Source organism: Pseudomonas sp. GNP012, from assembly GCF_054343835.1.
Genome location: NZ_JBTGUU010000001.1, coordinates 544,123 through 565,571, shown reverse-complemented (window position 1 = coordinate 565,571; position 21,449 = coordinate 544,123). Strand labels below are relative to the sequence as shown.

Sequence of the window (21,449 nt, the reverse complement as noted above, 5' to 3'; positions counted from 1 at the left end):
ACAGGGGTCAGGCGTACAGGCGAACAACATGATGATTCTCTCTCCCTGGCGCGCCGATTTTCCGGCCATCGCTGCCCTGCAGCGACAAGGCCAGACCTATCTGGACAACGCCGCCACCACGCAAAAACCCCAAGCCCTGCTGGATGCCCTGGCGCACTACTACGCCAATGGCGCTGCCAACGTGCATCGGGCGCAACACTTGCCCGGCGCCCACGCCACCCAGGCGTTCGAGGACAGCCGTCGCAAAGCCGCGCAATGGCTCAATGCTGGCGATTGCGGGCAGATCATCTTTACCCACGGCGCGACGTCCGCGCTGAATCTCCTGGCCTATGGCCTGGAACACCTTTTCGATCCGGGCGACGAAATCGTCGTCAGCGCCCTGGAGCATCACGCCAACCTTTTGCCGTGGCAGCAACTGGCGCACCGTCGCGAGCTGAAGCTGGTGATCCTGCCGCTGGACGCCGACGGCGTGATCGACCTTGAAGCCGCCGCCGGTTTGATCGGCCCCCGCACGCGTCTGTTGGCCGTCAGTCAGCTGTCCAACGTGATTGGCGCGTGGCAGCCGCTGCCTCAATTGCTGGCGCTGGCCAAGGCGCACAATGCCCTGACCGTGATCGATGGCGCCCAGGGCGTGGTCCATGGCCGCCACGACGTGCAAGCATTGGGCTGCGATTTTTATGTGTTCTCCAGCCACAAGCTCTACGGTCCCGATGGCCTGGGCGTGCTGTTCGGGCGCAATACTGCGCTGCAACAGCTGCGTCCCTGGCAGTTCGGCGGTGAAATGGTGCTCGATGCCAATTATCACGACGCCCGCTTTCGCCCGGCACCTCTGGGCTTCGAGGCCGGGACGCCGCCGATTGCCAGTGTGATCGGCCTGGGAGCGACCCTGGATTACCTCGCCGGGCTTGACCAGGACGCCGTGTCCGCCCATGAAACGGCGCTGCATGCCGGTTTGCTCAAGGGTCTTGAGGCACGTCACGGAATCCGTTTGCTGGGCAGGCCACAAGTGGCACTGGCCAGTTTTACCGTCGAGGGTGTACATAACTCTGACCTGGCGCACTTGCTGACTGAGCAAGGGATTGCAGTGCGCGCTGGCCATCACTGCGCCATGCCGTTGCTCAAACGCTTTGAACTGGCGGGGGCGATTCGGGTGTCGTTGGCGCTGTACAACGACTCCGAAGACCTGGAACGGTTTTTTGAAGCCCTGGATCAGGCCCTGGAGCTGCTGCGATGAACCTGCCTGCCGATGCCGTGACCGCACTCGATACCTTTGGCAAAGCCGCCAGCTGGGAACAACGCGCACGCCTGCTGATGCAATGGGGCGAGCACCTGCCTGCCTTGAGTGATACGCAGATGTGCGACGCCAACCGGGTGCACGGTTGTGAAAGCCAGGTGTGGCTGGTGGGCGAATTGCGCGACGGCCATTGGCAGTTCAGCGCCAACAGCGATGCGCGGTTGATTCGCGGGTTGGTGGCGTTGCTGCTGGCGCGGGTCAACGGCTTGTCGGCGGCTCAATTGCAGCAGGTGGATTTGCCGGACTGGTTCAATCAGCTGGGATTGGGGCGGCAGTTGTCCCAGTCTCGTAGCAATGGCCTCAATGCCGTACTTCAGCGAATGAATGAGTTGGCCGGTTAATCGCCTTCGCGAGCAAGCCCGCTCCCACATTGGATTTCGGTCGTACACAAAAACTGTATTCACTGAACATCGAATGTGGGAGCGGGCTTGCTCGCGAAGAGGCCATCAGTAGCAACACTTAAATCTGAGGCTTGACCCGCTCCGCCGGCCGCCGCACTCCCGCCACAATCTTGTCCACAGCCTTGGTCGCCGCGACCATGCCGAAGGTCGCCGTCACCATCATCACCGCGCCAAACCCGCCGGCGCAGTCGAGCTTCACGCCATCACCGACAAAACTCTTCTGCAGGCAAATGCTGCCGTCCGGTTTCGGATAACGCAGCTGCTCGGTGGAAAACACGCACGGCACGCTGTAATGGCGGGTCACGGTGCGTGAGAAGCCGTAGTCGCGGCGCAGCGTGGAGCGCACTTTCGACGCCAGCGGGTCGTTGAACGTGCGGTTCAGGTCGCAGACCTGAATCAAGGTCGGGTCGATCTGCCCGCCTGCGCCGCCGGTGGTGATGATCTGGATCTTGCGACGCTTGCACCAGGCGATCAGCGCAGCCTTGGCGTTGACGCTGTCGATGCAGTCGATCACGCAGTCGATGTTCGGCGTGATGTACTCGGCCATGGTGTCGCGGGTGACGAAGTCCGGCACCGCGTGCACCGTGCAGTCCGGGTTGATCCCGCGCAGACGCTCGGCCATCACCTCGACCTTGGGTTTGCCGACGGTGCTGTCCAGCGCGTGCAACTGACGGTTGGCGTTGCTGACGCAGACGTCATCCAGATCGAACAGCGAAATCTCGCCCACGCCACAACGGGCCATGGCTTCCGCCGCCCAGGAACCGACCCCACCGACGCCGACAATCGCCACATGGGCTGCGCGCAGGCGTTCAAGGCCTTCGATGCCATACAAACGGGCAATGCCGGCAAAACGCGGATCTTCAGTACTCATGACCATTACCCCAAAAACCGGCGGGCATTATATGGCGATATGAAGACAAAATCAGTTACATGAAAAATAGAAAGAACTTTAACGAAATCAGATTGCCCAACGTCCGGCAATTCCCTGTCCGCTGCAGGACCAGAGAATGCCCGGTGTAGGATGCGCGCCCATTGGCGACGGCCAACCGTTCCTCCGTTCCACAGTCTTTGGAACCCGAAATAGCTATGTCATCGCGTAAATTTGGACTCAACCTGGTCGTGGTGCTCGCCATCGCGGCCTTGTTTACCGGCTTCTGGGCGCTGATCAACCGCCCGGTCACCGCCCCCAACTGGCCTGAACAGATCTCCGGCTTCTCGTACTCGCCATTCCAGCAGGGCCAGTTCCCGCAGAAAGACCAGTACCCGACCGACGATCAAATGCGTCGCGACCTGGAGATCATGAGCAAGCTGACGGATAACATCCGCATCTACTCGGTCGATGGCACCCTGCAAGACATCCCGAAACTGGCGGAAGAGTTTGGTTTGCGGGTGACACTGGGGATCTGGATCAGTCCGGACCAGGAACGCAACGAACGGGAAATTACCCGCGCCATCGAAATCGCCAACTCTTCGCGCAGCGTGGTTCGTGTGGTGGTCGGCAACGAAGCGATCTTCCGCAAGGAAATCACCGCCGCCGAACTGAGCGTGATGCTCGATCGTGTCCGTGCCGCCGTGAAGGTGCCGGTGACCACGTCCGAGCAATGGCACGTCTGGGAAGAACACCCGGAACTGGCCAAGCACGTCGACCTGATCGCAGCCCACGTCCTGCCTTACTGGGAATTCATCCCGATGGACAAGGCCGGGCAGTTCGTCCTCGACCGCGCCCGCGACCTGAAAAAGATGTTCCCGAAAAAGCCGCTGCTGCTGTCCGAAGTGGGCTGGCCGAGCAACGGCCGCATGCGCGGCGGCGCCGATGCTTCGCCCGCAGACCAGGCGATCTACCTGCGAACCCTGGTCAACAAGCTCAATCGCCAGGGTTTCAACTACTTCGTGATCGAAGCGTTTGACCAGCCGTGGAAAGTCAGCGACGAAGGTTCCGTTGGCGCATACTGGGGCGTATTCAACGCCGCGCGCCAGCAGAAGTTCAACTTCGAAGGCCCGGTGGTGGCGATTCCGCAGTGGCGCGTGTTGGCCATCGGTTCGGTGGTATTGGCGCTGTTGTCGCTGACCCTGCTGATGATCGACGGCTCGGCCCTGCGCCAGCGTGGTCGCACCTTCCTGACCTTCATTGCGTTCCTCTGTGGTTCGGTGCTGGTGTGGATCGGCTACGACTACAGCCAGCAGTACAGCACCTGGTTCAGCCTGACAGTGGGTTTCCTGCTTGCCCTCGGTGCGCTCGGGGTGTTCATCGTGCTGCTGACCGAAGCCCATGAACTGGCCGAAGCGGTGTGGGTGCACAAGCGCCGCCGCGAGTTCCTGCCGGTGGAAGGCGATTCCAGCTACCGCCCGAAAGTGTCGATTCACGTGCCCTGCTACAACGAACCGCCGGAGATGGTCAAACAGACCCTCAACGCCCTGGCCAACCTCGACTATCCGGATTTCGAAGTCCTGATCATCGACAACAACACCAAGGATCCAGCGGTCTGGGAACCGGTGCGCGACTACTGCGCCACCCTCGGCCCGCGCTTCAAGTTCTTCCACGTGGCACCGCTGGCCGGCTTCAAGGGTGGCGCACTGAACTACCTGATTCCGCACACCGCCAAGGACGCCGAAGTGATTGCCGTGATCGACTCGGACTACTGCGTCGACCGCAACTGGCTCAAGCACATGGTGCCGCATTTCGCCGACCCGAAAATCGCCGTGGTGCAGTCGCCACAGGATTACCGCGATCAGAACGAAAGCACCTTCAAGAAGCTCTGCTACGCGGAATACAAAGGTTTCTTCCATATCGGCATGGTCACCCGCAACGACCGCGATGCGATCATCCAGCACGGCACCATGACCATGACCCGCCGTTCGGTGCTCGAAGAGCTGGGCTGGGCCGACTGGTGCATCTGTGAAGACGCCGAGTTGGGCCTGCGCGTATTCGAGAAAGGCCTGTCGGCGGCGTACTACCACACCAGCTACGGCAAAGGCCTGATGCCCGATACCTTCATCGACTTCAAGAAACAGCGTTTCCGCTGGGCCTACGGAGCGATTCAGATCATCAAGCGCCACACCGCCAGCCTGCTGCGCGGCAAGGGCACCGAGCTGACCCGCGGCCAGCGTTACCACTTCCTCGCGGGCTGGTTGCCGTGGGTGGCAGACGGTATGAACATCTTCTTCACCGTCGGTGCGCTGTTGTGGTCGGCGGCAATGATCATCGTGCCGCAACGGGTCGATCCGCCGCTGCTGATCTTCGCAATCCCGCCGTTGGCGCTGTTCGTATTCAAGGTCGCCAAGATCATCTTCCTCTACCGTCGTGCGGTCGGGGTGAACTTGAAGGATGCCTTCTGCGCGGCGCTGGCCGGTCTGGCGTTGTCCCACACCATCGCCAAAGCGGTGCTGTACGGCTTCTTCACCAGCAGCATTCCGTTCTTCCGCACACCGAAAAATGCCGACAACCATGGCTTCTGGGTCGCGATTTCCGAAGCGCGCGAAGAGTTGTTCATCATGCTGCTGTTGTGGAGCGCGGCGTTGGGGATTTATCTGGTCAACGGCATGCCGAGCAACGACATGCGCTTCTGGGTCACCATGCTGTTGGTGCAGTCGCTACCGTATCTGGCGGCGCTGATCATGGCGTTCCTGTCGTCGCTGCCGAAACCGGCCGCCGAGCCTGAAACGGCACCTGTCGTCTAAATCTTTGCGGATGCACTAAACGGCGGCCAATGGTCGCCGTTTTGCTTTAAGATAACCGCCATTTTGCGGGGCTTGGCGTGTCGCGGTTTGCCGATCGAACCCAATACCTGTGGGAGCGGGCTTGCTCGCGAATGCGTTGTAACAGTTGAGGCGTATGTTGACTGACACACCGCTTTCGCGAGCAAGCCCGCTCCCACATTGAAGCCCAAGCCCATATTCCATGATTCCGGAGTTTTCCATGACGGCCCACGCCGACCTTTCGCCGACCCTTCAACTCGCCATCGACCTGATCCGCCGTCCGTCCGTGACGCCGGTCGACGCCGATTGCCAGAAGCAGATGATGCAGCGCCTGGGCGATGCCGGTTTCACCCTGGAACCGATGCGCATCGAAGATGTGGATAACTTCTGGGCCACCCACGGCCAGGACGACGGTCCGGTGCTGTGCTTCGCCGGCCACACCGACGTGGTCCCGACCGGCCCGGTGTCAGCCTGGCAGATCGAACCGTTCAACGCGCTGATCGACGAACACGGCATGCTCTGCGGCCGTGGCGCTGCCGACATGAAAGGCAGTCTCGCCGCCATGACCGTCGCGTCCGAGCGTTTTGTCGCCGACTACCCGAATCACAAGGGCAAAGTCGCGTTCCTGATCACCAGCGATGAAGAAGGTCCGGCGCACCACGGCACCAAGGCAGTGGTCGAACGCCTCGCCGCGCGCAAGGAGCGCCTGGACTGGTGCATCGTCGGCGAACCGTCGAGCACCACCCTGGTGGGTGACGTGGTCAAGAACGGCCGTCGCGGCTCCCTCGGCGCCAAGCTGACCGTGCGCGGCGTGCAAGGTCACGTGGCTTACCCGCACCTGGCAAAGAATCCGATCCACCTCGCCGCTCCGGCATTGGCAGAACTGGCCGCCGAGCATTGGGACCACGGCAACGATTTCTTCCCGCCGACCAGTTTCCAGATCTCCAACGTCAACTCCGGCACCGGTGCGACCAACGTGATCCCGGGTGACCTGGTGGCGGTGTTCAACTTCCGCTTTTCCACCGAGTCCACGGTCGAAGGCCTGCAGAAGCGCGTCGCCGACATCCTCGACAAGCATGGCCTGGACTGGCACGTCGACTGGGCCTTGTCCGGCCTGCCGTTCCTCACCGAGCCAGGCGCGCTGCTGGACGCGGTGTCGTCGAGCATCAAGGACATCACCGGTCGCGACACCAAGGCGTCCACCAGCGGCGGTACCTCCGACGGGCGCTTCATCGCGACCATGGGCACGCAAGTGGTTGAGCTGGGCCCGGTCAACGCGACCATCCACCAGGTCAACGAGCGCGTGCTGGCAGCCGATCTCGACGTACTGACCGAGATCTACTACCAGACCCTGATCAAGTTGCTCGCCTGATGCTTGCCTGCCCAATCTGCAGCGCACCGCTCAACGCGGTGGACAACGGTGTGGTCTGCCCCGCCGGGCATCGGTTCGACCGTGCGCGGCAGGGTTACCTGAACCTGCTACCGGTGCAGCACAAGAACAGCCGCGATCCCGGGGATAACCAGGCAATGGTCGAAGCCCGCCGCGACTTCCTGAATGCCGGGCACTATGCGCCGGTGGCCAGGCGTCTGGCGGAGCTGGCCGCCAGCTATGCGCCGCAGCGCTGGCTGGACATCGGTTGTGGCGAGGGCTACTACACCGCGCAGATCGCCGAGGCGCTGCCGGATGCCGAAGGTTATGCCCTGGACATCTCCCGCGAAGCGGTCAAACGCGCCTGCAAACGCAACCCGCAGCTCACCTGGTTGATTGCCAGCATGGCGCGGGTGCCGTTGGCTTCCGGCAGTTGCCAGTTCCTCGCCAGCGTCTTCAGCCCGCTGGATTGGGAAGAGGCCAAGCGCCTGCTGAGCGTCGGCGGCGGCCTGATGAAAGTCGGGCCGACCAGCGGCCACCTGATGGAATTGCGCGAGCGGCTGTACGATGAGGTCCGCGAGTACATCGACGACAAGCACCTGGACCTGGTGCCGGAAGGCATGGCGCTGGCGCACTGCGAAACCCTGGAATTCAAACTGACGCTCCACAGTGGTCAGGACCGGGCGAACCTGCTGGCGATGACGCCCCACGGCTGGCGCGCCAGTGCCGAACGCCGTGCTGCCGTTATCGAGCAGGCCGAGCCGTTCGAGGTCACCGTGTCGATGCGCTACGATTATTTCGTTCTTCAATAACTTCAAACATTTTTGGTCTTGGGCAACGGCTCAAGGCCGGCTAAATCCGCGAATGGATTTTTCAGACCCGCAGTGAGGACATCCATGCGCCAGCCCGATATCGAGATTTACCTGAAAGACGCCGACGTCGATCACAAAGCCATTGCCGCCTGGCTGGGCGCGGCACTTGGCCCGTGTTCGGATTGGGTCCAGAAGGGCCAGACCTACAAGTGCAAGGCCGGCAACGTGCCGGTGACCTGGCTGCCAAAAGCGGTCGGCAAGTGGAACAGCCTGTACCTGGAAAGCGACCAGACCCCATGGGACGACGACATCGCCTGCGCCCGCGCCGCGTTTGCCGCGCTGAACGTCGAAGTGCGTTGCGCGCCGGGAACCTGGGTCGAGGAAGAAGGTGAAGAGACGGCGGACCGCTGGATTCGCATCAGCGCCGATGGTGAAGAAGAGATCACCTGGAAAACCGCTTAATAGCCAACAACACCGATCAAATGTGGGAGCGGGCTTGCTCGCGAATGCGGTGGATCAGCCGGCATCAACTGCGACTGGCACACCGCATTCGCGAGCAAGCCCGCTCCCACAATGGTTTTGCGTGATTACAGACCTACAACATCCTCAGCTTGCAACCCCTTCTGCCCTTCGACCACCGCATACTCAACTTGCTGGCCTTCGGTCAGTGAACGGTGCCCCTCGCCACGAATCGCGCGGTAGTGCACGAACACGTCCACTCCGTCCTCGCGCTGAATGAAGCCGTAGCCCTTGGCGTCGTTGAACCACTTCACGTTGCCGGTTTCGCGTGTTGCCATTTGTTCATACTCCCTTTTTATTATTGATCGGGCTTTTCGCAGGAAAGCCTCGGGAACGTCAGCCTGCGCATACCGGTCCCATGTGGGTAACGGCGACAGAGCGCCGAGTATATGACAGACGCTAAAACTCTCAACAAGACTTTACTTACGCGCTTTTTTGCCGATTTTCGACGAATCCGGCACACTATCGCCCTCCCGAGCAAACGCTTGGTTTCATTCACTCACGCAGAAGCCGTATGACCCGTTCCCCGTTCCGCCGTCTTGTGTTTGGCACCCTGCGTCGACTGCTGTACCTCTGGGTTCGCTCAGAGACGATCAACCAGTCGTCGTTCACCCTCAACCTCGACCGCAGTCGTCCGGTGTTCTACGTCCTGCAAAACCCATCGCTGACCGACCTTGCCGTGGTCGACACCGAGTGCAGCAAGGCCGGCTTGCCGCGCCCCGTGCTGCCGGTATCGGTGGGCAACCTGCTGGAACCGGCCGCGTTCTTCTACCTGACGCCGGACCCGGACTGGCTCGGCCGCCAGGACAAACGCGGCGCGCCGCCAACCTTGACCCGCCTGGTCAGCGCCCTGAGCCAGAACGCTGCCGAAGACGCGCAGATCATTCCGGTCAGCGTGTTCTGGGGCCAGTCGCCGGACAGCGAAAACAGCCCGTGGAAACTCCTGTTCGCCGATAGCTGGGCGGTGACCGGGCGTCTGCGGCGCTTGTTGAGCATCATCGTGTTGGGGCGCAAGACCCGCGTGCAGTTCTCCGCGCCGATCCACCTGCGCGAACTGATCGAACACAACAAGGGCCACGAGCGCACCGTGCGCATGGCCCAGCGCATCCTGCGGGTGCACTTTCGCAACCTGAAGGCGGCGGTGATCGGCCCGGACATTTCCCACCGTCGCAACCTGGTCAAGGGCCTGCTCAACCAGCCGCAGGTCAGACAAGCGATCCTCGACGAAGCCGAACGCGAGAACATTTCGCCGGAAAAAGCCAAGGCCCAGGCCCTGCGCTATGGCAACGAAATCGCCTCGGACTACACCTACACCGCCATCCGTTTTATGGAAGTGGTGCTGAGCTGGTTCTGGAACAAGATCTACGACGGCATCAGGGTCAACCACATCGAAGGCGTGCAGAAGGTCGCCCAGGGTCACGAAGTGATCTACGTACCCTGCCACCGCAGCCACATCGATTATCTGCTGCTGTCCTACCTGCTGTTCCGCAACGGCCTGACCCCGCCGCACATCGCCGCCGGGATCAACCTGAACATGCCGGTGATCGGCGGCCTGCTGCGCCGTGGCGGCGCGTTCTTCATGCGCCGGACGTTCAAGGGCAACCCGCTGTACACCTCGGTCTTCAACGAATACCTGCACACCCTATTCACCAAGGGCTTCCCGGTGGAGTATTTCGTCGAGGGTGGCCGTTCGCGCACCGGGCGCATGCTGCAACCGAAGACCGGGATGCTCGCGATCACCCTGCGCAGCTTCCTGCGCTCATCGCGCATGCCCATCGTCTTCGTGCCGGTATACATCGGCTACGAGCGCGTACTGGAAGGCCGGACCTACCTCGGCGAGTTGCGCGGTGCGGCCAAGAAGAAAGAATCGATCTTCGACATCTTCAAAGTCATCGGCGCACTCAAGCAGCGCTTCGGCCAGGTCGCGGTGAACTTCGGCGAGCCGATCAAACTCGCGGAATTTCTCGACAACGAACAGCCGGACTGGCGCCAGCAGGAACTCGGCCCGCAGTTCAGACCCGCCTGGCTCAACGAGACCACCAACCGCCTCGGCGAGAAGGTCGCACGGCATCTGAACGAAGCGGCAGCGATCAACCCGGTCAACCTCGTCGCCCTGGCTCTGCTGTCCACCAGCCGCCTGGCCCTGGACGACCGCGCCATGGCACGGGTGCTCGACCTGTATCTGGCGCTGCTGCGCAAGGTGCCGTACTCGCCACACACCACCCTGCCGGAAGGTGACGGCCGGGCGCTGATCGAGCACGTGAAGGACATGGACCTGCTGTCCGAGCAGAGCGATGCCCTGGGCAAGATTCTGTATCTGGACGAACAGAACGCCGTCCTGATGACCTACTACCGCAACAACGTATTGCACATCTTCGCCCTGCCGGCACTGCTGGCGAGCTTCTTCCAGAGTGCCTCGCGCATGAGTCGCGAACAGATCCTGCGCTACACCCGCGCGCTGTACCCGTACCTGCAAGCGGAGCTGTTCATTCGCTGGTCGCTGGACGAACTGGATGCTGTGATCGACCAGTGGCTGGAGGCGTTCGTCGAGCAAGGCCTGCTGCGCGTCGAGAACGATGTGTACCTGCGCCCGGCGCCAAGCTCACGGCATTTCGTGTTGCTGACGCTGCTGTCGAAAAGCATCGCCCAGACCCTGCAGCGTTTCTACATGACCGTGTCCCTGCTGCTCAACAGCGGCCAGAACAGCATCAGTGCCGAAGAACTGGAAGACCTGTGCACGGTCATGGCCCAGCGCCTGTCGATCCTGCATGGCCTGAACGCCCCGGAATTCTTCGACAAGAGCCTGTTCCGCCACTTCATCCAGACCCTGCTCGACCTCGAAGTGCTCAAGCGCGACGAAGCGGGCAAGTTGAGCTACCACGAACTGCTCGGCGAGCTGGCCGAAGGCGCGGCCAAACGGGTGTTGCCGGCGGAGATCCGCTTGTCGATCCGGCAGGTGGCGTTGCATCGCAGTGAAGATGCGGCGGAATTGGTGACGCCAGTCTGAATCACTCAGATCTCTGCGCGTGGGTTTTATGGCTGAAGCAAGGACGCTTCTGACTCATGTCACTCCAGCTTTGCCCCTATCCGCAGGAATCCCCCTACATAGAAATCGCTATCTCGACCCTATGCTGGGCGCTCGTCACTACCGACGATCAATCGATAAGGAAATCAATATGAGCAACGAAACCGTAAAGACCATTAGTGGCAAAGTGAGTTACGCGGTAAAGATGGCGCTGCCGCGTAACTCGACTCTTCATGTCCGTCTGGAGGATGACAGTCTGCAAGATGTCGCAGCAAAAGAGCTGGCCGCACAGATCATTACCAACGCAGAAAAAGCCGGGCTGAACTTCAACCTGACGTACAAGCTTGCTGATGTCCTGCCCGGCCATCGCTATGCAATCAGCGCGCGCATCACCCACGAGGACCATCTGTACTTCATCTCCACTCAACATCACCCGGTGGAACTGGGTGTCGATCATGTAAAGGAACAGGAAGTGCTGGTCCAGCTTGTCTGAGAACACCCCCGAGGCAAGTTGGGCGATATCCTCGGTAAAATCCGTTAAATTGTCGTTGGCGCCGGTCTTCTTCGGGCGCCAATGACAAGGATCCGCTTCATGAAAAAACTCTCTCTCCTCGGGCTTACGGTTTTGCTCGGCGCCTGCCAATCCCTGCAACCTGCCCCGAAGGCCAGCCTCTACGGCGAAGTCTTTTACCTGCAACGCAGTGCCCTGCCGCCCACCGCTACCCTGAACGTGAGCTTGCAGGACGTGTCTGTGGCCGACGCACCGGCCATTGTCCTCGACGAACAGAACGGCCCGGTCAAAGGCCAGGTGCCACTGCCGTTTCATCTGAGTTACGATCCGGCGCAGGTCAAACCAGGCCATCGCTACTCGGTCAGCGCGCGCATCGAAGTCGACGGAAAGCTGATGTTCATCACCACCGAACACCATGCCGTGCGTCTTGATGGCAAGGACCCGCAACCGCTGAAAATCCGCGTCGACGCCGTTCGCTAACTCTCTCTTTTCTGAACAAGGAAGCTGCCATGCTCCGCCCTACCCTTCGTTTTGCCGGCCTGTGCGCAGGTTTGATGATCTGTGCCAACGCCCTGGCGCTATCCCTCAGCGACCTGTCGCAGAAAGACGCCACCGGCGGGCTCAAGGACGCACTGACTCAAGGCGCGCAACTGGCCGTGAAACAACTCGGCACCCCGGGCGGCTTCAGCGACAACCCGGAAGTAAAAATCGAACTGCCGGGCAAACTGGGCAAGGTCGCCAGCAAAATGAAACAGTTCGGCATGGGTGACCAGGTCGATGAACTGGAAGCCAGCATGAACAAAGCGGCCGAAACCGCCGTGACCCAGGCGCAGCCAATCCTCGTCGATGCCGTGAAGAAAATGACCGTGGAAGACGCCAAGGGCATCCTCAGCGGCGGCAACGACTCGGCCACCCAATACCTGAACAAGACCAGCCGCGAACAGATCCGCGCCAAGTTCCTGCCGATCGTCAAACAAGCCACCGACAAGGTGGGCCTGGCCCAGCAGTACAATTCGTTCGCAGGGCAAGCGGCGACCATGGGCGTATTGGACGCGAAGAATGCCAACGTCGAAAACTACGTCACCGAGCAGGCGTTGAATGGCTTGTTCGAAATGATCGGCAAACAGGAAGAAACCATCCGCCAGAACCCGGCGGCTGCGGCGACCAGTTTGGCGAAAAAGGTGTTTGGGACCTTGTAACTTTTAGCTGACGGCAACAACCAAAAGCCCGCCGACCTTCAAAGGTTCAGCGGGCTTTTTCGTTGTGCTATCGAAGCGAATCCAATTGATCCAGCACACGATTCACCGATAGCTGCGCCAAGACAATCATCTGCTGAATGCCGAGTGCCAGATTGCAGGTTGGGCCGGTCAGGATGGACGACAACTCGGTTGCCATTACATTGGCTGAGGCGAGGGTTTCGTAGGCATGGACCAGCAAGGTTTCGGAGTCGACGCCTGGGTGGATGGTGAAAATTGGGCAGGGACGGTTTGAAGTGCCGGTATTTTCTTCGGACTCTGGAGCCGGGGGGTTGGGGCTGGGTTTGATCATTGTGAAGCTCCTAACGAAAGTTGGAGCAGCCAGCATCACTTGCAGATGATGGGTGGCAGCTGTATGCGGGTCTGCAAGACCGAGTTGTTAGGCAAACCCGGCAGACCCGAAGATCTCCCGCACACAGCCACCATAAATCGGTGGTCGCTAAAAAAGCGCCATGATTATAGGTGCGCCAGTGGGCGCCTAACAAACTATTGGCGGGCTTGCAGTCCCGGTCGCTGAATTGGCAGCGACCGTCAGAGGCTAGTGATCGTGCTTCCGACAGGCAACCTGAAAGTCTTGTGGGAATGGTCTGAATGGTTGGCTTGGGCGATAAACGTTGTTGACTGTTGGGCAGCCATCGCGAGCAAGCTCGCTCCCACAGTTGGGTCGAGTACATTCGGTAGAAATTGGTCGGCTGTCAGGACGCCTTCGCGGGCAAGCCCGCTCCCACAATTTGACCGAGTACATCTGAAAGAAATTAGTCGGCTATCAGGCCGCCTTCGCGAGCAGGCTCGCTCCCACAGAAGAGCAGAGCAAAGGCCGATCGGCGTACACCCACGCTTCTCACCACTCAACAGGCCGAGCGTTAGCTCGCCTGCAGCTTTTGATCTACCCGCCCCCTCGGCAGGCTGAGCGGAGGTGTTCATCCGGGGATGGGCGCGCAGCGCCGTTCGACGCAGTCGAACTCATTGCATGTAGGTCGAAGCGAAGCCGACCGGAGGGCAATGCCCCCGGATGAATACCGGAGCGAAGGAACCCCGAGCCTCAGCGAGGGGCCGTACGTAAGGGGCGAGACTTTTTGGTTCCTTTTGTGTCGTTTGACAAAAGGGACTCGCCGTAAGGGCGAAACCGCCAGCCGCCGCTACCGAAGCAATGGATATGTCCCCGATCAAACAGGCTCCTTCCTGACCCGAAACCAGGCCGCATAAAGCGCAGGCAAAAACAGCAGCGTCAACGCCGTGGCCACAATCAGCCCCCCCATGATCGCCACCGCCATCGGCCCAAAGAACACACTGCGCGACAACGGAATCATCGCCAGAACAGCCGCCAGCGCCGTCAACACAATCGGCCGGAACCGCCGCACCGTGGCCTCGATGATCGCCTGCCAAGGCTTCAACCCGGCAGCAATGTCCTGCTCGATCTGATCCACCAGAATCACCGAGTTACGCATGATCATCCCCGACAAGGCGATAGTCCCCAGCATCGCCACGAAACCGAACGGCTGGCGAAACACCAACAGAAACAGCGTCACCCCGATCAACCCCAGCGGCGCCGTCAGAAACACCATCGCCGTGCGCGAGAAACTGCGCAGTTGCAGCATCAGCAAGGTCAACACCACCACGATGAACAACGGCACGCCGGCCTTCACCGAGTTCTGTCCACGCGCCGAATCTTCAACGGTGCCGCCGACATCCAACAAGTAGCCGTCGGGCAGTTCGGCGCGGATCGGATCGAGGGTCGGCATGATCTGCTGCACCAGTGTCGCCGGTTGCTGCTTGTCATAGATGTCAGCGCGAACCGTCACGTTAGGCTGGCGGTTGCGGTGCCAGATGATGCCCTCTTCGAAGCCGTACTCCAGGGTCGCGATTTGCGACAGCGCGACGCTGCGACCGTTATCGGTCGGCACCGCCAGGCTCGGCAGCAATGACAGTTCGGTGCGTTCATGTACCGTGCCGCGCAACAGGATCTCGATCAACTCGTTGTCTTCACGGTACTGACTGACGCTGGAACCGGTGAGAGAACTTTGCAGGAACTTCGACAGGTTGGCCGTGCTCACGCCCAGCGCCCGCGCGCGATCCTGATCGATGTTCAGGTACACCACCTTGCTCGGTTCTTCCCAGTCCAGGTGGACGTTGACCACATGCGGGTTCTCGCGAACCTTGGCCGCGACTTTGCGTGCCAGCGCCCGCACCGCCTCGATGTGCTCCCCGGTCACGCGGAACTGTACCGGGTAGCCAACCGGCGGACCGTTTTCCAGACGCGTGACCCGCGAGCGTAGAGCGGGGAATTGCTCGTTGAGGGTTGAGATCAACCAGGTGCGCAGGGCTTCCCGTTCTTCGATGGTTTTCGCCAGGACGACAAACTGGGCGAAGCTCGCCGCCGGCAGTTGCTGATCCAGCGGCAGGTAAAAGCGCGGCGAACCGGTGCCGACGTAGGCCACGTAGTTGTCGATCCCTGCCTTGTCCTTGAGCAGCGCTTCGAGGCGTTTGACCTCGTCGGCGGTGTTGCTCAGCGAAGCACCTTCGGCCAGCTTCAGGTCGACCATCAACTCGAGGCGACCCGATGCCGGGAAGAACTGCTGCGGTACAAACTTGAACAGCACGATGGAAGCGATGAACAACACCACAGTCGCGGCGATCACGGTTTTGCGCCAGTGCACGCACCACTCCACCAGACGCCGGACGCGCTGATAGAACGGCGTGCCATAGGGATCGGGTTGGCCGGCACCGTGCTTGGCGGCGTGAATTTTCGCCAGGTCCGGCAGGAGTTTTTCCCCGAGATACGGCACGAAAACCACCGCGGCCACCCACGACGCCAACAGCGCGATGGTGACCACCTCGAAGATCGAACGGGTGTATTCGCCAGTGCCCGATTGCGCCGTGGCAATCGGCAGGAAGCCGGCCGCGGTGATCAGCGTACCGGTGAGCATCGGGAACGCAGTGCTGGTCCACGCATAACTCGCCGCTTTGACCCGGTCGAAACCCTGCTCCATTTTGATTGCCATCATTTCCACGGCGATGATCGCGTCGTCCACCAGCAAGCCCAGCGCCAGTACCAACGCGCCGAGAGAAATCTTGTGCAGACCGATGCCCAGGTAATACATGCTGGCAAACGTCATCGCCAGCACCAGCGGAATCGCCAGGGCCACCACCATGCCGGTGCGCACGCCGAGGGAGAAGAAGCTTACCAGCAACACGATGGCCAGCGCCTCGACCAGCACTTGCACGAACTCGCCAACCCCGGTTTTCACCGCCGCCGGCTGGTCGGAGACCTTGCGCAGCTCCATACCGGCCGGGAGGTTCTTCTGGATGCGGGCGAACTCGACTTCCAGTGCCTTACCCAATATCAGGATGTCACCGCCGTCCTTCATCGCCACCGCCAGGCCGATGGCGTCTTGCGCCATGAAGCGCATGCGCGGCGCCGGTGGATCATTGAAACCACGCCGCACATCAGCCACATCGGAGATACGGAAGGTGCGATCGCCGACGCGGATCGGGAAGTTCTTGATCTCCTCGACCGTCTGAAAATTCCCCGTCACCCGTAGCTGCAAGCGCTCGCTGCTGGTCTCGAAGAAACCTGCCGTGGACACCGCGTTCTGCTCTTCAAGGGCTTGCTGGACAGCCGCCAGCGGCAAGCCGAGGGTGGCGAGCTTGACGTTGGAAAGCTCGATCCAGATTTTTTCGTCCTGCAACCCCAGCAGTTCGACCTTGCCCACATCCTTGACCCGTTGCAGCTGGATCTGGATACGGTCGGCGTAATCCTTGAGCACGGCGTAGTCGAAACCCGCGCCGGTCAGGGCGTAGATGTTGCCGAACGTGGTACCGAACTCATCGTTGAAGAACGGCCCCTGAATCCCCGGCGGCAGGGTATGACGGATGTCGCTGATTTTCTTGCGCACCTGATACCAGAGCTCCGGGATCTCTGCCGAGTGCATGGAATCACGCGCAATGAAGGTGACCTGGGATTCCCCGGGCCGCGAGAACGAAACAATGCGCTCGTACTCGCCGGTTTCCATCAGCTTTTTTTCGATGCGTTCGGTGACCTGGCGCGAAACTTCCTCGGCAGTCGCGCCCGGCCAGTTGGTGCGAATCACCATGGCCTTGAAGGTGAACGGCGGGTCTTCACTCTGGCCGAGTTTGGTGTAGGAAAGTGCACCGACGATGGCCAGCAACAGCATCAGGAACAGTACGATCTGGCGATTACGCAGCGCCCATTCGGAAAGGTTGAAGCGCATCGGGGCTTACTCCTTGTCCGCCAGATTGACCACGCGATTGGAGCGATCCACCGGGCGCACCTGCTGCCCTTCAAGAAGCACATGGACACCGGCGGCCACGACCCAGTCGCTGGCGTTGAGCCCCTCGAGCACCGGTACGGTTTTCTCACCGAAGGCACCCACTCGCACCGGGGTTTTCTTCAAGGTGTTGTTGGCGCTGACGACCCAGACATAGGTCACGCCATTTTCTGCCGTCAACGCCGACAGCGGAACGGACAGAGGCACCACGTCGGCGGTCTGCACGAACACCCGGGCGCTCTGGCCCAGCTCCACCGGCACCTTGCCGGAGGTGAAGGCGATGCGCGCCGCGAAGGTGCGTGACTTTGGATCAGCCGCTGGCGACAGCTCACGGATGCGCCCTTCGAAACGTTGGCCGGGTTGGGTCCAGAGCTCCACCGCCACCGGTTCACCGACCTTGAAACGGCCGAAGTTCTGCTCCGGCAGGCTGATCAGCACTTCACGCTCGCCATCGGTCGCCAGAGTGAACACCGTTTGCCCCGCGGCCACGACTTGCCCGACTTCAACCAGTCGCTTGGCCACGACGCCGTCCTGCGGCGCACGCAACACGGCGTAGCTGGCCTGGTTATTGGAAACGTTGAATTCGGCCTTGATTTGCTTGAGGCGCGCCTCGCCGGAGCGGTAGAGGTTTTCGTGATTGTCGTACTGCGAACGGCTGACCAGCTGACGCTCCATCAGGGTTTTGTAGCGATCACGCTCGGCACGCACCATGCTCAGATTGGCTTCAGCTGCAGCGACCTGAGCCCGGGTGGCCTCCAGTTGCAGGCGCACGTCCTGAGGATCGAGCTCTGCCAAAGGTTGATCGGCCTTGACCCGCTGCCCTTCCTCGACCAGTCGTCGGCTGACTTTACCGCCAATGCGGAACGCCAGGTCCGGTTCATAACGCGCACGGACTTCCCCTGGATAACTTTCCATGGCCTGTGCCGAAGGCTCTGGCTGAACCACCATGGCCGGGCGCACGCTGACTGGCGGCACTTCGTCGGAGCCACACGCTGACAATAAAAAAGCCAGGGTGACTGGCAACGCGAGGGGCAAGGCATAGCGGAACATGGTGAAGGACCTTTCGCTAATGGTGCTTTGAATAATTATACTGAGCAGTATGTTATTAATAGCAAACTCACCAGTCCAGTAATAAAAGCGAATATGCCAAACAATCTTTCAGCACCCAATGGCCCAGGCAGACCCAAGGATCTGGTGAAGCGCCAGGCCATTCTCGATGCGGCGAAAGTGCTGTTTCTGAGTAAGGGTTATGCCAATACCAGCATGGATGCCGTCGCAGCCGAGGCCGGTGTGTCGAAGCTGACGGTCTACAGCCACTTCAACGACAAGGAGACGCTGTTCTCCGCCGCCGTGGTGGCCAAGTGCGAGGAGCAGTTGCCCCCGCTGTTCTTCGAGTTGCCCGAAGGCGTGGCGGTGGAAACCGTGCTGCTGAACATCGCGCGCGGCTTTCATCAGCTGATCAACAGTGACGAATCAGTGAACCTGCACCGACTGATGATGACCCTGGGCAGCCAGGACCCGAAACTCGCGCAAATCTTCTTTGAGGCGGGCCCGGAGCGCATGCTGCATGGCATGGAACGCTTGCTGAGCCGGATCGACGAAAGTGGCGTGCTGAGCATCGACAAGCCGCACAACGCCGCCGAGCACTTCTTCTGCCTGCTCAAGGGCGCCGGGAATTTCCGCTTGCTGTATGGCTGCGGCGAGCCGCCGGTCGGCGAGGCCGCGGAGAGCCATGTGCGGGAAGTGGTGGGGTTGTTTATGCGGGCTTATCGGCCTCAGTGAACCTGACAGCATTGCGTTGACTGTACCGACGCCTTCGCGGGCAAGCCCGCTCCCACAGGGTCCGAGGTGTACTCGAATTTTGAACCCGGCACAAAACCTGTGGGAGCGTGGCTTGCCCGCGATGAAGGCGACTCGGTCTTAAGGCTTGAGCGCTTTCTTCGGATAAATATCGTAACGACTGGACTTGCCATCCAGCGCATGACTCGGCTTCGGCCCGTCGATGCACGGCGCCTTGCGCGGGCGCTTGACCACTACCCGGTGGCTGGCCAGGGCCAACGCCGCTTCGAGCAAGGCCGGCGCATCCGGGTCATCGCCCACCAGCGGCCGGAATAGGCGCATTTCCTTCTTCACCAGCGCGGTTTTCTCACGGTGAGGGAACATCGGGTCGAGGTAGATCACCTGTGGCGGCTCACCCTCCCAATTGCGCATCACCTCGATCGAGTTGCCCTTGAGCAGCCGCATGCGCGCCACGATCGGCGCCACATCGAAATCTTCCGCACCACGGGCCAGGCCATCTTCCAGCAAGGCGCCGATCAGCGGCTGACGCTCGATCAGGCTTATCTCGCAACCGAGGCTGGCCAGCACGAACGCGTCCTTGCCCAGCCCTGCCGTGGCATCCAGTACCCGCGGGCGCACGCCTTGGGCGACGCCAACAGCCTTGGCGATCATCTGCCCGCTGCCGCCGCCGTACAGACGGCGATGGGCCGCACCGCCCTCGACGAAGTCCACCCGCACCGGCCCCGGCGCATCCGGTCCCAGCTGTTGCAACTGCAAACCCTGGTCACCCACCTGCAAGGCAAATTCGCCATCCGCCACTTGCATCGGCAAGCCCAGGCGCTCGGCCCATTGCTCGGCTTGTGGCTCGAAAGCCACGTCCAGGGCCTGGACATGGATGCGGCAGGCTGCGGGTTGATCAATCATCGGAAAACACGCTCAAAAAATTAATGATCGGCAAAAACTGCCGATAACAAAACTATCGAGCATTTTGCCAGAGCTGAGCGTCGACCGAGAGAAATGTCAGACATTCAACCCACAATCACAGGTTTTATATCGCCCTACGGCAATTACAACCTGCGAAACACCCAGGCACTGAGCGGTGTCAGTCACATCTGGCAGGATTTCTTTGCCCGTGCGCTGGCCGATCAGTCGGGTGATGTGCTGCCTGAATCACTGAATTTCCCACCGGTCGATCTCGAAAGCCCGGTCGAGCCGACCGTTGGCAGCGAGCTGCTGGAACACATCGTTTCCCAGCGTGAGTGCGACGTCAAAGAGACCCAGGTCCGCCCGCCAGAACCTCTGTTCCTGCCCATTGCCGAATTCGAAATGGACCTGGCCGACAAGCCATTCCCACCGTTCCCGGCAGATGAAATCGTCGCCCAGCAAAAACACCAGGACTTCGACAGCGGCTGGGTTCGCCCGATCGTGCTCAACGCCGGTCAGCCACTGCCGGAAGCCGGCCCTGCCCCGCAACCACGTCCGCTGCACCTGCCGATTGCCGAATTCGACCTGGATCTGCTCGACAAGCCGTTCCCGCCGTTCTCCCCGGAAGAATTGGTGGAGCAGCAGAAACAACTGGATTTCGACAATGGTTGGGCGCGCCCGATCATCCTGCAAAACCTGCGCATCGCCGCCTGACCCTCAGCCCTTGAAGAACTGATTGGCCTTCTGGTACGGCATCGACCGCGAAGTGAAGCCGAACGTGCCTGATGTCTGGATTTCTTCGGCGGCACGGAAGAATTCACCATAGGCCGCCAACGCCAGCGCCGAACCGACGCTGATGCGTTTGACGCCCATTTCAGCCAACTGCGCGACCGTCAGCTTCAAGCCGCCCGACATCAACACATTCACCGGTTTGGGCGCCACCGCGCGCACCACCGCCAGCACATCCTCGGCGTTGCGCAGACCGGGTGCGTAGAGCACATCGGCACCGGCCTCGGCGAATGCCTGCAAGCGGCGGATGGTGTCGGCCAGATCAGGATTGCCGTGCAGGAAGTTTTCGGCCCGGGCGGTCAATGTGAAGGGGAACGGCAAACTGCGAGCGGCAGCCACAGAGGCCTCGATGCGCGCCACCGCGTGGTCGAAGCAGTAGATGGGGCCTTCTTCGCGACCGGTGGCGTCTTCAATCGAACCTCCAACGGCTCCGGCCTCTGCCGCGCGCAAGATGCTTTTCGCGCAGTCGGCCGGGTTGTCGGCAAAGCCGTTTTCCAGGTCCACGGCAACCGGCAAGTCAGTGGCGGCGACAATCGCCTGAACGTTCATCAGGGTATCGTCGAGGCTCAAGCCGCCATCGGCACGACCCTGGGAAAAGGCATAACCGGCACTGGTGGTCGCCAGCGCCTCGAAGCCGAGGCTGGCGAGCATCTTCGCTGAACCCGCATCCCACGGATTGGGAATCACAAAAGCGCCAGAGCGTTCGTGAAGGGCTTTGAACGCCTGGGCTCGAAGGGTTTGCGCATCCATGGGGCAGGCTCCTGAAGAGGGGGAAGGAATCCGCC

General features: G+C 61.0%; 19 protein-coding genes. 12 read left to right on the top strand and 7 right to left on the bottom strand.

Annotated features, from left to right (window positions below; genetic code table 11):
* The first annotated feature begins 28 nt into the window (after nucleotides 1-28).
* Nucleotides 29-1,234 (top strand): aminotransferase class V-fold PLP-dependent enzyme, encoded by a 1,206-nt coding sequence (locus ACXX83_RS02425; protein ID WP_458547476.1) that lies wholly within the window; start codon nucleotides 29-31, stop codon nucleotides 1,232-1,234.
* The gene (locus ACXX83_RS02420) at nucleotides 1,231-1,635 is read left to right on the top strand and encodes a SufE family protein (RefSeq protein WP_458547475.1); all 405 of its coding nucleotides are present in this window, start codon (nucleotides 1,231-1,233) and stop codon (nucleotides 1,633-1,635) included. The genes ACXX83_RS02425 and ACXX83_RS02420 overlap by 4 nt, the downstream gene beginning before the upstream one ends.
* A 118-nt stretch (nucleotides 1,636-1,753) precedes the next feature.
* On the opposite strand, the gene tcdA is transcribed toward ACXX83_RS02420, so the two are convergent.
* Entirely contained in the window at nucleotides 1,754-2,572 is an 819-nt protein-coding gene (gene tcdA, locus ACXX83_RS02415; protein WP_015093753.1) for a tRNA cyclic N6-threonylcarbamoyladenosine(37) synthase TcdA, read from the bottom strand.
* A 209-nt stretch (nucleotides 2,573-2,781) separates the two neighbouring features.
* Here tcdA and ACXX83_RS02410 point away from each other — a divergent pair, with 209 nt between their 5' ends.
* The 4 genes from ACXX83_RS02410 (at nucleotide 2,782) to ACXX83_RS02395 (ending at nucleotide 8,034) form a co-directional block, all read left to right on the top strand.
* Complete coding sequence (locus ACXX83_RS02410) at nucleotides 2,782-5,373, top strand: glycosyltransferase (protein ID WP_015093752.1); 2,592 nt, start codon at nucleotides 2,782-2,784, stop codon at nucleotides 5,371-5,373.
* Nucleotides 5,374-5,611: 238 nt separating this feature from the next.
* Nucleotides 5,612-6,763, top strand: coding sequence for a succinyl-diaminopimelate desuccinylase (gene dapE / locus ACXX83_RS02405; protein WP_015093751.1), 1,152 nt, complete (start codon nucleotides 5,612-5,614; stop codon nucleotides 6,761-6,763).
* The gene (locus ACXX83_RS02400) at nucleotides 6,763-7,572 is read left to right on the top strand and encodes a putative RNA methyltransferase (protein ID WP_458547474.1); all 810 of its coding nucleotides are present in this window, start codon (nucleotides 6,763-6,765) and stop codon (nucleotides 7,570-7,572) included. The genes dapE and ACXX83_RS02400 overlap by 1 nt, the downstream gene beginning before the upstream one ends.
* 84 nt (nucleotides 7,573-7,656) lie before the next feature.
* Complete coding sequence (locus ACXX83_RS02395) at nucleotides 7,657-8,034, top strand: hypothetical protein (RefSeq protein ID WP_007978418.1); 378 nt, start codon at nucleotides 7,657-7,659, stop codon at nucleotides 8,032-8,034.
* 125 nt (nucleotides 8,035-8,159) lie between these two features.
* Here the strand turns inward: ACXX83_RS02395 and ACXX83_RS02390 are convergent, their stop codons facing one another.
* The gene (locus tag ACXX83_RS02390) at nucleotides 8,160-8,369 is read right to left on the bottom strand and encodes a cold shock domain-containing protein (RefSeq protein WP_007954750.1); all 210 of its coding nucleotides are present in this window, start codon (nucleotides 8,367-8,369) and stop codon (nucleotides 8,160-8,162) included.
* A gap of 236 nt (nucleotides 8,370-8,605) precedes the next feature.
* Between ACXX83_RS02390 and plsB the strand changes: the two genes are divergently transcribed.
* The 4 genes from plsB to ACXX83_RS02370 all read left to right on the top strand — a co-directional run bounded on the left by plsB (nucleotide 8,606) and on the right by ACXX83_RS02370 (nucleotide 12,826).
* The gene (gene plsB / locus ACXX83_RS02385) at nucleotides 8,606-11,098 is read left to right on the top strand and encodes a glycerol-3-phosphate 1-O-acyltransferase PlsB (protein WP_458547473.1); all 2,493 of its coding nucleotides are present in this window, start codon (nucleotides 8,606-8,608) and stop codon (nucleotides 11,096-11,098) included.
* Between the two features lie 169 nt (nucleotides 11,099-11,267).
* Nucleotides 11,268-11,609, top strand: coding sequence for a YbaY family lipoprotein (locus tag ACXX83_RS02380; RefSeq protein WP_217837360.1), 342 nt, complete (start codon nucleotides 11,268-11,270; stop codon nucleotides 11,607-11,609).
* A gap of 99 nt (nucleotides 11,610-11,708) precedes the next feature.
* Nucleotides 11,709-12,107, top strand: a complete 399-nt coding sequence (locus ACXX83_RS02375) for a YbaY family lipoprotein (RefSeq protein ID WP_217837359.1) — start codon at nucleotides 11,709-11,711, stop codon at nucleotides 12,105-12,107.
* Between the two features lie 29 nt (nucleotides 12,108-12,136).
* The gene (locus tag ACXX83_RS02370; protein WP_015093746.1) at nucleotides 12,137-12,826 is read left to right on the top strand and encodes a DUF4197 domain-containing protein; all 690 of its coding nucleotides are present in this window, start codon (nucleotides 12,137-12,139) and stop codon (nucleotides 12,824-12,826) included.
* A 67-nt stretch (nucleotides 12,827-12,893) separates the two neighbouring features.
* Here ACXX83_RS02370 and ACXX83_RS02365 read toward each other — a convergent pair whose 3' ends face one another.
* The 3 genes from ACXX83_RS02365 to ACXX83_RS02355 form a co-directional block, all read right to left on the bottom strand.
* Nucleotides 12,894-13,175, bottom strand: a complete 282-nt coding sequence (locus ACXX83_RS02365; RefSeq protein WP_458547472.1) for a DUF6124 family protein — start codon at nucleotides 13,173-13,175, stop codon at nucleotides 12,894-12,896.
* An 874-nt stretch (nucleotides 13,176-14,049) separates the two neighbouring features.
* A complete protein-coding gene (locus ACXX83_RS02360) occupies nucleotides 14,050-17,115 on the bottom strand; it encodes an efflux RND transporter permease subunit (RefSeq protein WP_458547471.1) in 3,066 nt (1,021 codons plus the stop codon).
* Between the two features lie 6 nt (nucleotides 17,116-17,121).
* Nucleotides 17,122-18,222 carry an efflux RND transporter periplasmic adaptor subunit gene (locus ACXX83_RS02355; RefSeq protein WP_458547470.1) on the bottom strand — a complete coding sequence of 367 codons (1,101 nt, stop codon included), beginning with the start codon at nucleotides 18,220-18,222 and terminating at the stop codon, nucleotides 17,122-17,124.
* A gap of 93 nt (nucleotides 18,223-18,315) precedes the next feature.
* Between ACXX83_RS02355 and ACXX83_RS02350 the strand changes: the two genes are divergently transcribed.
* Nucleotides 18,316-18,954 carry a TetR/AcrR family transcriptional regulator gene (locus ACXX83_RS02350; RefSeq protein ID WP_458547469.1) on the top strand — a complete coding sequence of 213 codons (639 nt, stop codon included), beginning with the start codon at nucleotides 18,316-18,318 and terminating at the stop codon, nucleotides 18,952-18,954.
* Between the two features lie 138 nt (nucleotides 18,955-19,092).
* Here ACXX83_RS02350 and ACXX83_RS02345 read toward each other — a convergent pair whose 3' ends face one another.
* The gene (locus tag ACXX83_RS02345) at nucleotides 19,093-19,875 is read right to left on the bottom strand and encodes a class I SAM-dependent methyltransferase (protein ID WP_458547468.1); all 783 of its coding nucleotides are present in this window, start codon (nucleotides 19,873-19,875) and stop codon (nucleotides 19,093-19,095) included.
* 93 nt (nucleotides 19,876-19,968) lie between these two features.
* Here ACXX83_RS02345 and ACXX83_RS02340 point away from each other — a divergent pair, with 93 nt between their 5' ends.
* The gene (locus ACXX83_RS02340; protein ID WP_458547467.1) at nucleotides 19,969-20,589 is read left to right on the top strand and encodes an energy transducer TonB; all 621 of its coding nucleotides are present in this window, start codon (nucleotides 19,969-19,971) and stop codon (nucleotides 20,587-20,589) included.
* A 3-nt stretch (nucleotides 20,590-20,592) separates the two neighbouring features.
* On the opposite strand, the gene ACXX83_RS02335 is transcribed toward ACXX83_RS02340, so the two are convergent.
* On the bottom strand, nucleotides 20,593-21,414 hold the full coding sequence (locus ACXX83_RS02335) for an isocitrate lyase/PEP mutase family protein (RefSeq protein WP_458373333.1): 822 nt from the start codon (nucleotides 21,412-21,414) through the stop codon (nucleotides 20,593-20,595).
* Between the last annotated feature and the right edge of the window lie 35 nt (nucleotides 21,415-21,449).

Coding starts and splice junctions, on each gene's coding strand:
- ACXX83_RS02425 (WP_458547476.1), top strand. CDS start 29: ATGATGATTCTCTCTCCCTGGCGCGCCGATTTTCCGGCCATCGCTGCC.
- ACXX83_RS02420 (WP_458547475.1), top strand. CDS start 1,231: ATGAACCTGCCTGCCGATGCCGTGACCGCACTCGATACCTTTGGCAAA.
- tcdA (WP_015093753.1), bottom strand. CDS start 2,572: ATGGTCATGAGTACTGAAGATCCGCGTTTTGCCGGCATTGCCCGTTTG.
- ACXX83_RS02410 (WP_015093752.1), top strand. CDS start 2,782: ATGTCATCGCGTAAATTTGGACTCAACCTGGTCGTGGTGCTCGCCATC.
- dapE (WP_015093751.1), top strand. CDS start 5,612: ATGACGGCCCACGCCGACCTTTCGCCGACCCTTCAACTCGCCATCGAC.
- ACXX83_RS02400 (WP_458547474.1), top strand. CDS start 6,763: ATGCTTGCCTGCCCAATCTGCAGCGCACCGCTCAACGCGGTGGACAAC.
- ACXX83_RS02395 (WP_007978418.1), top strand. CDS start 7,657: ATGCGCCAGCCCGATATCGAGATTTACCTGAAAGACGCCGACGTCGAT.
- ACXX83_RS02390 (WP_007954750.1), bottom strand. CDS start 8,369: ATGGCAACACGCGAAACCGGCAACGTGAAGTGGTTCAACGACGCCAAG.
- plsB (WP_458547473.1), top strand. CDS start 8,606: ATGACCCGTTCCCCGTTCCGCCGTCTTGTGTTTGGCACCCTGCGTCGA.
- ACXX83_RS02380 (WP_217837360.1), top strand. CDS start 11,268: ATGAGCAACGAAACCGTAAAGACCATTAGTGGCAAAGTGAGTTACGCG.
- ACXX83_RS02375 (WP_217837359.1), top strand. CDS start 11,709: ATGAAAAAACTCTCTCTCCTCGGGCTTACGGTTTTGCTCGGCGCCTGC.
- ACXX83_RS02370 (WP_015093746.1), top strand. CDS start 12,137: ATGCTCCGCCCTACCCTTCGTTTTGCCGGCCTGTGCGCAGGTTTGATG.
- ACXX83_RS02365 (WP_458547472.1), bottom strand. CDS start 13,175: ATGATCAAACCCAGCCCCAACCCCCCGGCTCCAGAGTCCGAAGAAAAT.
- ACXX83_RS02360 (WP_458547471.1), bottom strand. CDS start 17,115: ATGCGCTTCAACCTTTCCGAATGGGCGCTGCGTAATCGCCAGATCGTA.
- ACXX83_RS02355 (WP_458547470.1), bottom strand. CDS start 18,222: ATGTTCCGCTATGCCTTGCCCCTCGCGTTGCCAGTCACCCTGGCTTTT.
- ACXX83_RS02350 (WP_458547469.1), top strand. CDS start 18,316: ATGCCAAACAATCTTTCAGCACCCAATGGCCCAGGCAGACCCAAGGAT.
- ACXX83_RS02345 (WP_458547468.1), bottom strand. CDS start 19,875: ATGATTGATCAACCCGCAGCCTGCCGCATCCATGTCCAGGCCCTGGAC.
- ACXX83_RS02340 (WP_458547467.1), top strand. CDS start 19,969: ATGTCAGACATTCAACCCACAATCACAGGTTTTATATCGCCCTACGGC.
- ACXX83_RS02335 (WP_458373333.1), bottom strand. CDS start 21,414: ATGGATGCGCAAACCCTTCGAGCCCAGGCGTTCAAAGCCCTTCACGAA.